Consider the following 12865-nt stretch of genomic DNA (forward strand, 5'->3'; position numbering starts at 1 on the left):
CTACTTGTCCCGCCAGGCCCGCTCGAACGGCAGGCGCCAGGTGTGCGGGGCGATGATCTGGTGGATGGCGTTGGGCCCCCACGATCCCGGCGCGTACGGGCGCACCGGCGGCGGGTCGTCGAGCAGCGGCATCGAGATCTCCCAGAGGCGCTCGATGCCCTCGGCCGTCGTGAACAGCGTGTGGTCGCCGCTCATGGCGTCGTAGATGAGGCGCTCGTAGGCCTCGAGCACGTCGGCGGCCCGGGCCGTCTCGTGCAGCGCGAACTGCAGGCTGAGCTTGTCGAGCTTCATGCCCGGCCCCGGCCGCTTCCCGTAGAACGACAGCGACAGCTTCGAAGCGTCGGCCAGGTCGAACGTGAGGTGGTCGGGGCCCTGCGCGCCGACGCCGGACCCGGCGGGGAACATGCTCTTGGGCGGCTCGCGGAAGGCGATCGAGATGATGCGCCCGCCCTCGGCCATGCGCTTGCCGGTCCGCAGGAAGAACGGCACGCCAGCCCACCGCCAGTTGTCGATCTCGCAGCGGAGGGCGACGAACGTCTCGGTCTCGGAGTCGGGGGACACGCCGGGCTCGTCGCGGTAGCCGAGGTACTGGCCCCGCACCACGTGGGCCGGCTCGATCGGCTTCATCGACCGGAAGACCTTGTTCTTCTCCTCGCTGATGGCCCGGGGCTCCAGCGCCGTCGGCGGTTCCATGGCCATGAACGCCAGCACCTGGAAGAGGTGGGTCACCACCATGTCGCGGTAGGCGCCGGTCGACTCGTAGAACCCCGCCCTCGAGTCGAGCGACAGGGTCTCGGGCACGTCGATCTGCACGTGGTCGATGTGGTTGCGGTTCCAGATGGGCTCGAACAGGCCGTTGGCGAACCGGAAGGCGAGGATGTTCTGTGCCGCCTCCTTCCCGAGGAAGTGGTCGATGCGGAACACCTGGTGCTCCCTGAACACCTCGTGGACCGCCGCGTTGAGGCGAACCGAGCTCTTGAGGTCGGTCCCGAACGGCTTCTCCATGATGATCCGCGAGCGGTGGACGAGGTCGGCCTCGCCGAGCAGCTGCACCACGGCACGAGCGGCCTTCGGCGGGACGCTCAGGTAGTGCAGACGCCGTGCCTCGCCTTCGAGGGTGGCCTCGGCCTCGGCCACCTTCCCGGCCAGCGCCTCGGCCCCCGTGGTCTGGCTGACGTAGGTCAGCTTGGAGGCGAACGCGTCCCACACCTCCTCGGTGATGTGGCCCCGCCCGAAGTCGTCGCACGCCTGCCGAGCGACCTTGCGGAACTGGTCATCGTCGAACGCGTCCAGCGACGTGGCCACGATCCGGCAGTCGGGCACCAGCCCCGCCCGGCTGAGGTGCAGCAGCCCCGGGAGCAGCTTGCGCTTGGCCAGGTCGCCGGTCGCCCCGAACAGCACGATCACGTGCGGGCGCAGCGGCTCCATCAGCGAGGTGTTGATGTCGTGCGGTTCCTCGTTGAAGCTCATCCCAGGCCCACCTCCGATCGTCCCAAGGGTACGAACCGTTCGTTGCCTCCACGTTTCCGCTGCACCAGCCCCAGGTGAACACGTACGATGCGCGGCGAGGGGGAGGCGGGAACATGGCGATCATCTGCGCGGTCTGTCCGGTGCCTCCGCCTCGACCACCCGCGGCCACGGTGCCGCTCGTCGACACGGGCGCGTACTACCAGAACTGCGATGCGGCCCGCGCGGCCGGGGCGGCGCCCCTCTACCGCGGCGACCCTGGGTACCGTGCCGGGCTCGATCGGGATGACGACGGGATCGCCTGCGAGACGTGAGCCGCCGGACGCCACGGAGCTGGCCCAGGAGCGCCAAGGTCACCGCCCTCGTGCTGGCCGTGGCGTTGGGCCTCGTGATCTGGCGTGCTCCCCGGTCCGAGCCGTCGGACGCGGGCGTCGAGCCCGCTCCCGCCACCTCGACCCCTGCCACGACCACCACCCCGACGGCCACGTCGACCACCCCCACCAACGCGGCGCCGTCCGCATCGGCCGGCGGCTCGCTCGACGAACTGACGGTCGCCGCATCGCCGACGACGTCACCTCCCTACCGCCGTTCCGAGTTCGGTGCTGGCTGGTCCTATGACGGTTCCACCGGGTGCAGCACGCGCGAGCGCGTCCTCATCGATGAGTCCTTGACCACACCCGCCGTCGACGACCGGTGTCGTCCGACGAACGGCCGGTGGCGCTCGGTTTACGACGGCATCGAGACCCTCGACCCTGCGGACCTGCAGATCGATCACGTGGTGCCCCTCGCGGATGCGTGGCGATCCGGTGCCGCCGCGTGGACGAGGGCACGGAGGATCGCCTTCGCCAACGATCTCGGCAGCCCCGACACCCTCCAGGCGGTCAGCGGCTCCACGAACGAGTCCAAGGCGGACCGGACCCCCGCCGACTGGCTCCCACCCGATCGTTCGGACTGGTGCAGCTATGCCTCGAGCTGGGTGCGGATCAAGGTCCGCTGGGGGCTGACCGTCACCCCGTCCGAGCACGCCGCCCTCGCATCGATCCTGGCTGGCTGCTGATCCACCGCCCGACCCGGTCCGTAGGGTTGGGGTCGGTGAGCGATCGGCCGGTGGTGACCTACGACGACCTGTCGCAGCGCGCGCTCCTCGCGATCGCCCTCCTCGGCGTCGAGGACTGGCGGCGGGCGCGAGACCTGCGCGACCCGAACCTCGATGCCCTCGTCCAGCACCTGTGGGATTGGATGACCGTCGGCCCTCGGTCGTTCGACGAGTGGTGCGATTGGGAGTCGCCGGCCCTCGAGTTCGCGCTCGAGCCGCGCTCGCTGTTCCCGTTCGACATGGCGGGGTACTGGGCGGCGGCCGGCTGCACCGAAGCCCAGGCCCGCGGCCTGCTCGCCCCGCTCGTCGAGCTGGTCGACGACCACCTGTTCACCGCGATCGACCGTGACCAGCTGCTCGCGAGGTTCAAGGACGTGCGCCGGCAGCTGGCCGTGGATGGGATCCTCTTCCGCCCTCCCACCACGTTCGCCGACTCGCCGGCCACCGAGCTCGACGGCTGGGGCCGTCGCCTCGATGACACCGGGCTCCGCGACTGGCGCAGCCGCTGACGCGCGGGGCCACCCGTCGATGGCGGGAGACCCCACGACCGCCCCGCCAGGGCGATGCGGCTAGGACCGTCCGACCGCTCCGGCGAGCTCGTCCTTCGTCATCTTCGAACGGCCCTCGATCCCCTGCTGCTTCGCCAGGTCGTAGAGCTCCTCCTTCGTGAGGTCGATCGCGGCACCGTGTTCCTCGACGTGCGCCTCGAGGCGCTCGGGGTCCATGCCATCGAGCTGGTCCGCGGCCTTGACCCGCAGCTGGGGGAAGAGCTCCTGCTCCTCCTCTTCCACATGGTGGGCGATCCCGGCTTCGAGGATCTCGATCGCCGCCTCGAACGCCCCCTCTTCGAGGCGGGTGCGGGCGGAGGCGAGGCCGTCCCGCGCCAGCTCGTGCTCGTCCGTCGCGTCGCTGGCCTCGTCCTGCCCGATGAGGTCCGAGATCATGGGATAGATGTAGCGCTCCTCCACGCGCATGTGCGTGTCGAGCGAGGATGCGAGCTCCTCGAACATGGCGTTCCGATCGGAGCCCTCGTCGCTGTCCTTCAGCTGTGCGAGCAGGCCTTCGACCTTGCGGTGCTCGCCGATCAAGTGGTCGATCACGTTCATCATGCTCTCCTCTTCGGGGTTCGGTACGTGAGCCGATACCCGATTCGCCATCGTCCGAGCCAGGCCCGGGCGACGGGTGGATCTGTCGCGGCGCTTGGTTTAGATCTCGGCCGCAGAGGTCACTGGTGATCACGGAGGCCCGCTCGGCACAGAGGCCGGGACTTGCGGGGCGATAGAGACCGGAGGCGATCCCATGGAACGTTCCAACAGCGCAACTCGAGATCATCGGGAAGCAGCGGCCGAAGCAGGTTTGGGGGGCGTCTCGCCCGTCAGCGTGCTCGCCGGGCTGGTCACGGCCTACGGCACCTTTGCGGTCGTCGCGGCGATCGCGGGGTCGGTGCTGGCGTCGGCCGATGTGAACACCGAGTTCCGCACGAACGACTGGACGGGCAGCGGGGCCGTCGCCTCGGTCACGGCCGCGGCCGTGCTGCTGGTCGCGTACCTCTTCGGTGGCTACGTCGCCGGCCGCATGGCTCGACGCCGCGGTGCCCTGCACGGGGTCTTGCTCTTCGTCGCCACCTTGATCGTGGGGGCGGTGGCGGGCGGGATCGTCGCGGCCCTCACCGACGACGCTGCGATCCGTTCCAACCTGCGCAGCATCGGCGTCCCCACCACCACCGACCAGATCACCGGGGTGGCCGTCGCCGGCGTGATCCTCTCGCTGGCCGCGATCCTGCTGGGATCGGTGCTCGGTGGCGTGCTGGGCGAGCGGTGGCACACCCGCTTCGCGGCACGACTCGCTGACCCCGAGGTGGGCACGAGCGCGGACGAGCGCCGCCGGGTCCAGGCCGAGGCCGAGGCACGCCGGGACCGCATCTACTCCGATCCGTCGATCGCCCCTCGCGGCGACGCCGTCGATGCCGACGCCCATGCCGATGGCCGTGATCGTGAACGGCACATCGACCTCACGGATGCGGAGGCAGCAGACGCGGCACCCGATCAAGAGCGGCGCTACACCGAGGCCGAGTGGCGCCGCATCGACGGTCGGATCAACAGCTGACCCGTCGATGCCGGAGCCGGTCCGGGCGCCGGTCCCGTCACGCTCGGCCGGCGGCGCACCGGACGCACCGGTCCGTGCCGAGCACGGCCACGAGCCGGTCGAACGGGACCGGTGCCCCGCAGCGGACGCAGCGGCCGTAGCGGCCCTGGTGGAGCCGGAGCAGGGCATCGTCGAGCTGCGCGATCGTGCGATCCGACGACGCACGGAGCGAGGTGACCTGGGCTCGTTCGTAGGCGGTCGTGCCGTCGGGATCGTGCTCGTCGTCGGGCGGCTCCAGGTCGGCCGCGGCCACGAGCTCGTCGAAGGTCCGGCGCAGCCCATCGACCTGGGTCTGCAGCCGTGACCGCTCCGCCGCGATCAGCTGCGACAGCAGCTCCGCCTGTTCCGTGGAGAGCGGTTCCGATGGCAGGTGGTCCTTCACGACACAGCCTCGGCCGTGGCGCCGGGCTCCACGTCGACGACGAGCGCCCGGTCGCCGCTGCAGCCGACGGTCGGGCTGTTGGCCATGGTGGCCAGGTACCCGGCCGGACGCAGCACCAGACCGAGGGGGCTCGTCGCACCTCCCCGAGGCCTACGACCCGGCGGCGGACCGCCGAGGTGCCGCCGCCGTGCTCCGTGCTCGAGTGGAGCGGGTGAGGGGAATCGAACCCCCGTCATCAGATTGGAAATTCGATTCAGTCGAACACCTGCGCACGTGGCCGCATCGCAGCGGCAGGTCAGGCCGGGTGGTCGCTCAACGCCGAACATCGGCGAACAGGGCCATACGCGCGATGAACGCGCGATGGACCTGGCGCACCGTCGGTCCAGTACGAACACGGCGTTCTCGCCGTAGAAGGTTCGCGACGCGGGTGCGTCGCCCACGGACGGTCGCGCCTCCCCCGTCGGGCTACGTTGCGCCAATGCCTCACGGACGCTATCGGGTGTTGATCGACCGTGGTCCGAGCGGCCTATACGGGTGGGTACGAGAGGTTGTCGTTGCCGCAGGTTGGGAACCTCTCGACGAGGGCGTCGGAGTCCGGGACGCCCACATCATGTTTGCCAGCGACACGCCCGACGAAGGCGTTCTCAACCTCGCTCTGGCGGCTCGCGGTACGGACTACCGCATCGCGATCATGGCTCCCACGGAGGCCATTTCGACCCTTGAGGGAGTCCTGTCGCCTCCGGAGGTGACCTTCTTAGACACGGGCCACAAGAGCACCCAAGACCGGCTCATCGCATGGCTGAGGAGCCTGGAGTCACGCCCTCTGGTCTCCGAGATGAGGTCCCGAGGTGCCATCGAGGCCCTTCACAAGAAGGTCAACCTGCTCGTCACGGAGAACGACGACCTCGTCCAGCTTCTCAACGACTACGCCGACCAGGTCGAGCAGGCGAAGGGCGATCTGACCGAGGCGCAGATCGAGGTGCGTGGCCTAAAGGCGGCGCTCGACCAGGTGCGAGACCTGAATGCCGCGCTCATCCGGGAGCTGTCGAAACCGGAGGTCGACAAGGAGTCCGCCTCGCTGATCGTCCGGGCCATCCGCAAGACTGCGGACTACGTCATGGTTGGAGCGATCACCTTCGGAGCGACCTACGCCGGAACGGTGGCCGCACAACCTCCGGAAACCGAGGCCAAAGTCAGCACGGCTCGCCTGGCAGTCGTTGTCGAATGCGACCAGGCAATCGAGACCATCGACGGCCCCTTGCCCCCCTCAAGCGAGGACGTCCATGGGGTGCTCGGTACGGACTAGGTGCACGATCTGCGCAGTCGGACAGCAGGCGCAAGATGTCATCCATGGCCGATGTCAACCAAGCACGGTGCACCACGAGGACGCCTAGAAATCAGGGTTCGATTACCGCCTCGGCCGGTGGAGCGGCCGCATCGGGCGCAGCCACCGAGTCAGAAGGTGGTGCCTCGGCGAGGAGGTCGTCGTCCTCGAGCGGAACATCGTTCCAGTCGATCGTGGGTGGGAGGTCCTCGACCCGACTCAGCGACGCCTGGACGGACCCCACGGTCTTGCGCCGCGCCAGGCGAACGCGCTTTGCACCATCCAGACAATCCGCACGGACGCTGTCCGGATAGTCGCTCGTCGTGGCCCCTAGATGAGCGTTCACCGCTGTTGTTATGAGCACCACCCACGCCTGGAGAGATTCCCCAACGTCATCGTCCCCAAGCGCATACGCCGCGACCATCGCCGAGACTGCCTCTACCCGGTACTCCTCAAGGGAGGCCACGACGGACGGGGGAACCGTCCTCCCCTCGGATGCCACCTTCAGCGACGTTGCAATCCGAACGTACGGTGCGCCCATCAGCTTCAAGGCATCCGAGTAGACCTCAAATCGACGGTCGCGCTTCCAGGCTGCCGCAGCAGCCGCTTCCTGCATCTTCGCCTGCGCCGTCAACTGGTCGGACTGACGCTTCCATCCGCCCCTAGCAATGAAGTAGTTGGCAATAGAACCGATGATGACCACAGCGACGGCCACAGCCGCAGGGATCCAAAGGGCAGGCGAGAACCCCGGAGCGTTTTGGTGGAGGTCGACACCCTTCGGAACCTCGATCACCACGCTTTGCGGCCCGGAAGTGCTCGTCGTCGTACTGGTAGATGTGGTCGAAGATGTTGTTGCGCCCGGAGCCGTCGTGGACGTTGGAGCAACCTGGCTGATTGTCACGAGGCCACCCACCATCGTCGAAAACAGATCGAGCCACCGGACGGTAGCCGCCGTTGTCAGCCCGCCTCGGCATGATCGAGCCATGGCCCCCCGCAACGACCCCGCCCGCATCCGCACCGCCAAGCTCACCGGCGCAGCGATGGCCGTGCGGGACGAGATCATGCGAGCCGACCCGGCGGCGGTCGAGGCTCAGCGGGAGGCTCTGCCTAAGCTGTGGGAGCGGATCGACTCGCTGATTGATCTACTCGGTTAGGAGGCAGCCGATCCGCTGGTTGACGAGCCCGACTAGTTCTCGTGCCTCATCTCGCCGGATCTGCCGTCCGGCCTCATACTTGGGTGCCTGGACAACCGCGGTAAGCGACTTCAGCGCAGTCCGGATCCATCCCCGAAGCTCGGCGTCCTCCAGCTTGTAGGCGTGCCGCATCGCCTCGATCTGGAGGAGGTTGATCTCGGCGATGTGTTCCACCGTGGGTTGCCATGCCGTCCCGTCGTGGATCTCTCGCGAGTGGACTTGGCGCAGAGTCTCCAGGATGGTTTCGTACTGCACGACTGCGAGGAGGGTGGTCTGTACGAGATCAAGGAGGTCTCTCCGCCTGTCGGCAGCTCGTGCCGCTTCCTCGCGCTCGAACGTCTTGTCCGCCGCGGTCGTTGTAGCGAGGTAGGTGATGCCGCCGCCGACGATCACGCCCACGAAACCAAGGAGGGCAGGTATGAACGCCTCCCACCATGGCGAGTCCGGGAGGTTGTTGACGATCTGCTGAGCGAACACGCGAGGAGAGTAGGTGCCCACGCAGTCCTACTCTCGGGATGGCAAGCTGCGCCGATTGACGAATGCGAGCGCGGCGTAGGGGCGGAGGACTGCCCTGACTGCGAGGTGCCGCCCCTCGAGGAATGGACGCCGGAGCAGCTTGACCGGCTCCGACGAGCGGCCGGCCCCGACCCGGTGGACAACTAGCGGCATTGGCTTGATCACGGGGCGGCGACCGGTCCTGCTCAAGTGTCACCCGTCGGTGGGAGGCTGGTAGGCGTGAACTACCACGAGGCCATCGCGTTCAAGCTCCCCGAGTCAACGTCCCCCGAGGCGTTCGCCCTGCTGGCCTGGAGGACCGCCGGACGCAAGATCCCCGATGGTGGGATTGACCCAGCCGTGCAAAGGCTCATCATCACGGTGCGCGGGTGGCTAACGGAGGCGTCCCGCTCCTATCCCGACCAGTTCGTTGGCGCCGCAGCCCAGCGCCGGATCGGAGCTGAGTGTGCCGATGCGATCGTGCGCGTGACCCAGCGGCCCGACGCAACGGTTCTACTGCCGCTGCTCGTCGCTCCGGGGACACAGATTGATCTCAGTGTTGACCCGAGGCCGCAGCTCACCGGGGAGATCACGAGGCTCGCAGCGTCGATGGCCGCGCAGATCACCCCCTTCGCTTACCAATAGCTCCAGCGCACCAACGGTGTCCAGAGCGTCGATCCCGCCTGAGGGGCCTCCTCGACGTGGGGGGGACTCCCTCCCCCGCCCACGCTCGCCTCCCTCGGCCTAGGCGAGGAAAACTCCCCTAAGGCGCCCCTGGCGGCTGTGAGGCGGCACCCGGTGGCGCCCACCCGCTTAGACGTCGGGCATGATTGCTTGATGAGCGGGCTCATTAGCGAGTTCAGGGCGATCGGGGACTGGGACCTCGGCGCATGGGACTTCGCCCTCGGGATCGTTGGCGTCCTCGTGTCGGCGATCGCTGCATTGTTTGCGAAGTCGGCGAGGAAGGCGGCGAAGGAGGCGGCGTCGTCACAACGTCTGCAGTCGAACCTGAACACCTTGGCAAACCGTCTCGACGGCACCGGGGCGCTCTTGCACGACCTAGAAGACGCTCGCCTGCATGGAGACGATCTCCTAGCGCGATCCGTCATCCGCCGTTGGCCAGTTACGTCAGGACAGATTGGCGGGCTAGTCGCATTGGTCGACGCTCCACCTGAATTTGAGCAGATGGACACCTTCATGGACCGAATGAAAGTTGTTGGCGAATGGTGCCAGCACGGCACGGAGAATCTCGACAATGGATACCCGGTGAAGCAATCAACTGTGATGCTGCAAGCATCACTTGTGGAGTTTATGACAATTGCCGCCATGCTTAAGACGACCATAGAACTGCGAGAATACAATGCAGAGTGACGCATGGGCTGAGTTCCTCACCGGGCTCGAAACTGCCACCGTTGAGGGCCGAGCCAAGTGGCAGATGGATTCTGCGGGCCGTGCGGTGCTGAACCGCCCGTCGGGGACCGTGATCGTTCGCGGTCTCGGTCGCGGGCTTCAGTCCGCGCTGTTCGGCGTCGGTGTGGACGTCCTAGATGGAGAGGGCGTTCAGATGGACACTCTGCCCAGCCTCATTGATCGCATGGGGGGCCACTACGGCACCTTGCCGCACGAGCCCAAAGTTGACGAACTCTCGGACCTGCAGACGCTGGCGAAGTCTTTGTACACCGCGATTCTTGCGAGCGGCGGCGGTGGCGAGCAGGTGGCAAAGGGCATCTTGGATGATCTTTGAGTAGCAACGCTCATGTTTTCCTAGAGCGCGCTCGATCGCTTGATCTGAGGAGGCGGCTCGCCCACGCGATGGCGTTGAATGTGGCAGCCACGATGCACGGCGCGCAGGTTGTCTAAGTCAAAGGGGGCGCCGCCCTTTGACAGCTCCACGATGTGATCGACCTCAGTAGCCCACGCGGTTTGCGCCCGAGCCTCCGGCACGAGCGGGTGCCAACAAATTTGGCAGTACCCGTTGGCCTGTCGAATCGCCGCCCGGCGGGCTCGCCGCCAAGCGGTCGAATCGACGTGGCCGGGAATTCGGTCACCCATGACGGGTGCCGTTCGGGGCCGGGCGCTGCGAGGTCATCGGCGCATGGCTCGAACCTCGTCCGCATCGCTCCCTAGCCGGGCGACACGCGCGCTCGGCAGGGTTGACCTTCACGCCCGGTCCCGTGGCGTTCATGGGGCGCTCACGTGAACATGCGGGCGGCGATGTCCTGCACGTCTCGCTCTCGCCGCCCAGGCCCTCGACCGCGGCTTCAGCGTCGGTCATCTCGGCGCCGAAGCGCGCGGCGTAATCATCGGCGAGCCTGCGGGCGTCGTTGAAGTTCCGTCGGTTCGGCGTTGGGGCATACGTCGTGGCGAGCTTCGAGCAAGCGGCGGCGAGCCGGGCGTGGAAACGCCGCAGGTCGACCCCTTCGGGCACGTCGTCGCGATTGAGAGCGGCCTGAAGCTGCGCCTTCGTCGGCTGATTGCCGAGCGACGCCCAGCGCAGGATCACCTGGAACGGGTGCTCCAACGGGAGGGCGGCCGGGTTGGGTCGGTTGTGGGTCATGGGGTTTCTCCTTTGATGGCTGGTTGGCATTCGTGGCCGTCGAGCACGGGGCACGACGGCAGGTGGGCGTGGAGGTAGACCGGCTTCGCCCGCCGGCCTTCGGCGAGGGTCAGGATCGGGAAGGGCTTCGGGCAGTCGCAGCCGAGGTCGGCGATCCGGTCGAGAGCGACGAGCCGGGCGAAGAAGTGGCGCCGGTTGTGACGCCGTTCAGCCGAGAGGCGGTAGCGCAACTCGTCGAGCACCCCGGCCCACTCATGGCTCCGGTCCCGGCCGGACCTCCCCCTAAGGGGGGAGGAGGTCCGGACCGATCGGGGATCGGGCGGTCCGCATCGGTCCGCAGACCCGTCCGCACCCCAAGAACCCCTGCTCATGGCTGGGATATCGGTCATCGGGCGTGACCGGTCCGCAAGCGGGGCGGACCGGTTCGACTCAGGACCGGTCCGCAGTTGGTCAGGACCGTTCATTCGTGGCCTCCTTGTTCAGCCGCGCGTGTTCGTCGGAAGGTCTGCGCCGCCAGTAGCCGCTCGTTGCTCATCGACACCCCGGCCGCCGTGAGCACGGGGCGAGCGCGGTCCTTCCCGTAGGTCGGGGGCACCCCCAGGCGATCGAGAGTGGCGGCCGCCGCGGCGGTGGGCCGGTCGTCCGCCGAGTTCTCGGGGGTGTACCGGATCGGGTTGCGCTCGCTTCGCAGCGCCAGGCGATCAGGCGCCCACGGAATCCGAGAGTGGGTGTTCGTGAGCGTCAGACGCCCCTCTCCGGCCGTGAGGCTCCACACCACGTCGGGGTCGTCGTTCTTGGCCGAGGCGCCTCGGGCTCCGCGGTCGCCGTTCTTGCCGGAGTGGTCGATGCGCCAGAGGGCGATCCCGGCCCGCTTCAGGGCCGTGGCGGTGTGGATCGCGAAGTTCTGCGCCGTGTCGTTGGCGTTCTCATCGCCACCGAGCATCTTCCCGATCGTGTCGATGACGACGAGAGCCGCTTCGCGCAACAGCGCGAGACTGAGCACGTCGGTTCCGCCCCTCGGCGTATCGAGGGGCGGAAGGTCGGGCAGCGAGTGGTAGTCGAACAGCGACAGGTCATCGCCCTGGCCGAATCCCATTGCTCGAAGCCGAGTCCGAACGTCCTCCTCTGTCATCTCGCTGTCGATGTAGAGCACCGGCGTGGGCGGGCCAGCGGGGCGACCGAGCACGGCTCGCCCTGCGGCGAGGCTCGCGGCCACGTAGAGGGCGAAGAGGGACTTGCCCGCCTTTGCGGGGGCGTAGAGAAGGTGCCCACGGCCTCGGACTAGAAGCGGCTCCACGAGCCACGGGTGCTCGTCGTCGCTCGGCGCCCAGAAGTCAGCGTCGAATGTGAGCCGGGAGGCGCTGAGGCGATCGGCCACCGCGAAGATCTCGGCCTGCCGTTGCTCCAAGGCGGCCATCAGGTCGGACACGAACTGCTCGTCGCATTCACGAATCAGGTAGGCCGCAATCGAGTACGACGGGTTTCCCAGGGCCTCGATCTCGGCCCCCCGCCGAAGTTGGTGCGACACGGGCCGGAGGAAGGTTCCGAGGTCGTCCACAAAGGGGAACCCCGCGGCGCGCTCCAGATCGGCCACGAACCGAGAAGCGTTCGGTTCCTCGGCGAGTAGATCGGCGACGAGGTTCCGGGGAAGCGGCGGCAAGGTCACGTTCCTTCTCCCGAGTCGCTGTCGGCGTACGGGTCGAACCCGAACAGATCGGTCAGGCGGCGGCGAAGCTCGGGCCACGGAGCGCAGGCGCCCCGTGACACCCGGCGGATCGGGGCGCGCTCATAGCCCGTCAGGTGGGCAAGGTCACGGAGGCTGAGCCCGTGCGCTGCGGCGACGGCCTGCATCGGCGACCATGCCCGCCTGCAGGGCCGGGAGAGCATGCGCCGCTCTGGCTCGGCCCTGCCCTTCGCCGACCTATCGGCGGTTCGGGTCTCTACGGGATGGTCGTTCGGCTGCGGCGTCACGCCGCCTGCGCCCGGCGAGCGAGGAACGCGCGCAGCGCGTCTTCGGTCACGAGGCGGCGACGGCCGATGGTGACCGACTCAAGGTCGCCGGATTCGATCAGGCCGTAGAGGGTCGTGCGACCTACGCCGATCCGTTCGGCGGCGTCGGTGATGGGGTAGGCGAGTCGGTCCACAAGTGCTCCTGCACGTTGGCGAGTACGAGGTAGTACATACATACACGTCGGACGTGTTAGCT

18 protein-coding genes and 1 pseudogene are annotated in these 12865 nt (G+C 67.9%); 9 read left to right on the forward strand and 10 right to left on the reverse strand.

All coding sequences use genetic code 11. The features are described from left to right. Window positions 1-1470 carry a glucose-6-phosphate dehydrogenase gene (gene zwf, locus ACPPVX_RS18900; RefSeq protein ID WP_426572133.1) on the reverse strand — a complete coding sequence of 490 codons (1470 nt, stop codon included), beginning with the start codon at window positions 1468-1470 and terminating at the stop codon, window positions 1-3. A gap of 155 nt (window positions 1471-1625) precedes the next feature. On the opposite strand from zwf, the pseudogene ACPPVX_RS18905 reads away from it, so the two are divergent. The 3 genes and pseudogenes from ACPPVX_RS18905 to ACPPVX_RS18915 form a co-directional block, all read left to right on the forward strand. Then, window positions 1626-1781, forward strand: a pseudogene (locus tag ACPPVX_RS18905) (excalibur calcium-binding domain-containing protein); the annotation flags it as partial. Further along, complete coding sequence (locus tag ACPPVX_RS18910) at window positions 1778-2524, forward strand: HNH endonuclease family protein (protein WP_426572134.1); 747 nt, start codon at window positions 1778-1780, stop codon at window positions 2522-2524. The pseudogene ACPPVX_RS18905 and the gene ACPPVX_RS18910, both read left to right, overlap by 4 nt. A gap of 35 nt (window positions 2525-2559) precedes the next feature. After that, window positions 2560-3072, forward strand: coding sequence for a hypothetical protein (locus ACPPVX_RS18915; RefSeq protein ID WP_426572135.1), 513 nt, complete (start codon window positions 2560-2562; stop codon window positions 3070-3072). Between the two features lie 60 nt (window positions 3073-3132). On the opposite strand, the gene ACPPVX_RS18920 is transcribed toward ACPPVX_RS18915, so the two are convergent. After that, window positions 3133-3663 (reverse strand): hemerythrin domain-containing protein, encoded by a 531-nt coding sequence (locus ACPPVX_RS18920; RefSeq protein WP_426572136.1) that lies wholly within the window; start codon window positions 3661-3663, stop codon window positions 3133-3135. Between the two features lie 199 nt (window positions 3664-3862). Here ACPPVX_RS18920 and ACPPVX_RS18925 point away from each other — a divergent pair, with 199 nt between their 5' ends. After that, complete coding sequence (locus ACPPVX_RS18925; protein WP_426572137.1) at window positions 3863-4669, forward strand: TIGR04086 family membrane protein; 807 nt, start codon at window positions 3863-3865, stop codon at window positions 4667-4669. Between the two features lie 37 nt (window positions 4670-4706). Here ACPPVX_RS18925 and ACPPVX_RS18930 read toward each other — a convergent pair whose 3' ends face one another. Then, the gene (locus tag ACPPVX_RS18930) at window positions 4707-5090 is read right to left on the reverse strand and encodes a TraR/DksA family transcriptional regulator (RefSeq protein ID WP_426572139.1); all 384 of its coding nucleotides are present in this window, start codon (window positions 5088-5090) and stop codon (window positions 4707-4709) included. Between the two features lie 499 nt (window positions 5091-5589). Here ACPPVX_RS18930 and ACPPVX_RS18935 point away from each other — a divergent pair, with 499 nt between their 5' ends. Further along, window positions 5590-6396 (forward strand): hypothetical protein, encoded by an 807-nt coding sequence (locus ACPPVX_RS18935; RefSeq protein WP_426572140.1) that lies wholly within the window; start codon window positions 5590-5592, stop codon window positions 6394-6396. 91 nt (window positions 6397-6487) lie between these two features. On the opposite strand, the gene ACPPVX_RS18940 is transcribed toward ACPPVX_RS18935, so the two are convergent. Continuing rightward, window positions 6488-7210: a hypothetical protein gene (locus ACPPVX_RS18940; RefSeq protein ID WP_426572141.1), complete on the reverse strand. Its 723-nt coding sequence runs from the start codon at window positions 7208-7210 to the stop codon at window positions 6488-6490. Window positions 7211-7397: 187 nt separating this feature from the next. On the opposite strand from ACPPVX_RS18940, the gene ACPPVX_RS18945 reads away from it, so the two are divergent. Further along, a complete protein-coding gene (locus ACPPVX_RS18945; RefSeq protein ID WP_426572142.1) occupies window positions 7398-7568 on the forward strand; it encodes a hypothetical protein in 171 nt (56 codons plus the stop codon). Here ACPPVX_RS18945 and ACPPVX_RS18950 read toward each other — a convergent pair. Further along, window positions 7557-8084 carry a hypothetical protein gene (locus ACPPVX_RS18950; RefSeq protein WP_426572143.1) on the reverse strand — a complete coding sequence of 176 codons (528 nt, stop codon included), beginning with the start codon at window positions 8082-8084 and terminating at the stop codon, window positions 7557-7559. The genes ACPPVX_RS18945 and ACPPVX_RS18950 overlap by 12 nt on opposite strands. A gap of 258 nt (window positions 8085-8342) precedes the next feature. On the opposite strand from ACPPVX_RS18950, the gene ACPPVX_RS18955 reads away from it, so the two are divergent. From ACPPVX_RS18955 to ACPPVX_RS18965, 3 genes are all read left to right on the forward strand, one after another. After that, window positions 8343-8747 carry a hypothetical protein gene (locus ACPPVX_RS18955; protein ID WP_426572144.1) on the forward strand — a complete coding sequence of 135 codons (405 nt, stop codon included), beginning with the start codon at window positions 8343-8345 and terminating at the stop codon, window positions 8745-8747. Between the two features lie 192 nt (window positions 8748-8939). After that, window positions 8940-9473: a hypothetical protein gene (locus ACPPVX_RS18960; RefSeq protein ID WP_426572145.1), complete on the forward strand. Its 534-nt coding sequence runs from the start codon at window positions 8940-8942 to the stop codon at window positions 9471-9473. Beyond that, a complete protein-coding gene (locus ACPPVX_RS18965; protein WP_426572146.1) occupies window positions 9463-9846 on the forward strand; it encodes a hypothetical protein in 384 nt (127 codons plus the stop codon). The genes ACPPVX_RS18960 and ACPPVX_RS18965 overlap by 11 nt, the downstream gene beginning before the upstream one ends. A 20-nt stretch (window positions 9847-9866) precedes the next feature. Here the strand turns inward: ACPPVX_RS18965 and ACPPVX_RS18970 are convergent, their stop codons facing one another. The 5 genes from ACPPVX_RS18970 to ACPPVX_RS18990 form a co-directional block, all read right to left on the reverse strand. After that, entirely contained in the window at window positions 9867-10154 is a 288-nt protein-coding gene (locus ACPPVX_RS18970) for an HNH endonuclease (RefSeq protein WP_426572147.1), read from the reverse strand. Continuing rightward, window positions 10147-10659 (reverse strand): hypothetical protein, encoded by a 513-nt coding sequence (locus ACPPVX_RS18975; RefSeq protein ID WP_426572148.1) that lies wholly within the window; start codon window positions 10657-10659, stop codon window positions 10147-10149. Before ACPPVX_RS18975 ends, ACPPVX_RS18970 begins: the two co-directional genes overlap by 8 nt. Continuing rightward, entirely contained in the window at window positions 10656-10901 is a 246-nt protein-coding gene (locus tag ACPPVX_RS18980) for a hypothetical protein (RefSeq protein WP_426572149.1), read from the reverse strand. The genes ACPPVX_RS18975 and ACPPVX_RS18980 overlap by 4 nt, the downstream gene beginning before the upstream one ends. Window positions 10902-11119: 218 nt before the next feature. Continuing rightward, complete coding sequence (locus tag ACPPVX_RS18985; protein ID WP_426572150.1) at window positions 11120-12325, reverse strand: AAA family ATPase; 1206 nt, start codon at window positions 12323-12325, stop codon at window positions 11120-11122. A 301-nt stretch (window positions 12326-12626) separates the two neighbouring features. After that, window positions 12627-12803: a helix-turn-helix domain-containing protein gene (locus tag ACPPVX_RS18990; protein ID WP_426572151.1), complete on the reverse strand. Its 177-nt coding sequence runs from the start codon at window positions 12801-12803 to the stop codon at window positions 12627-12629. Between the last annotated feature and the right edge of the window lie 62 nt (window positions 12804-12865).

Source organism: Aquihabitans sp. McL0605 (genome assembly GCF_049993875.1).
Classification (GTDB): Bacteria; Actinomycetota; Acidimicrobiia; order Acidimicrobiales; family Iamiaceae; genus Aquihabitans.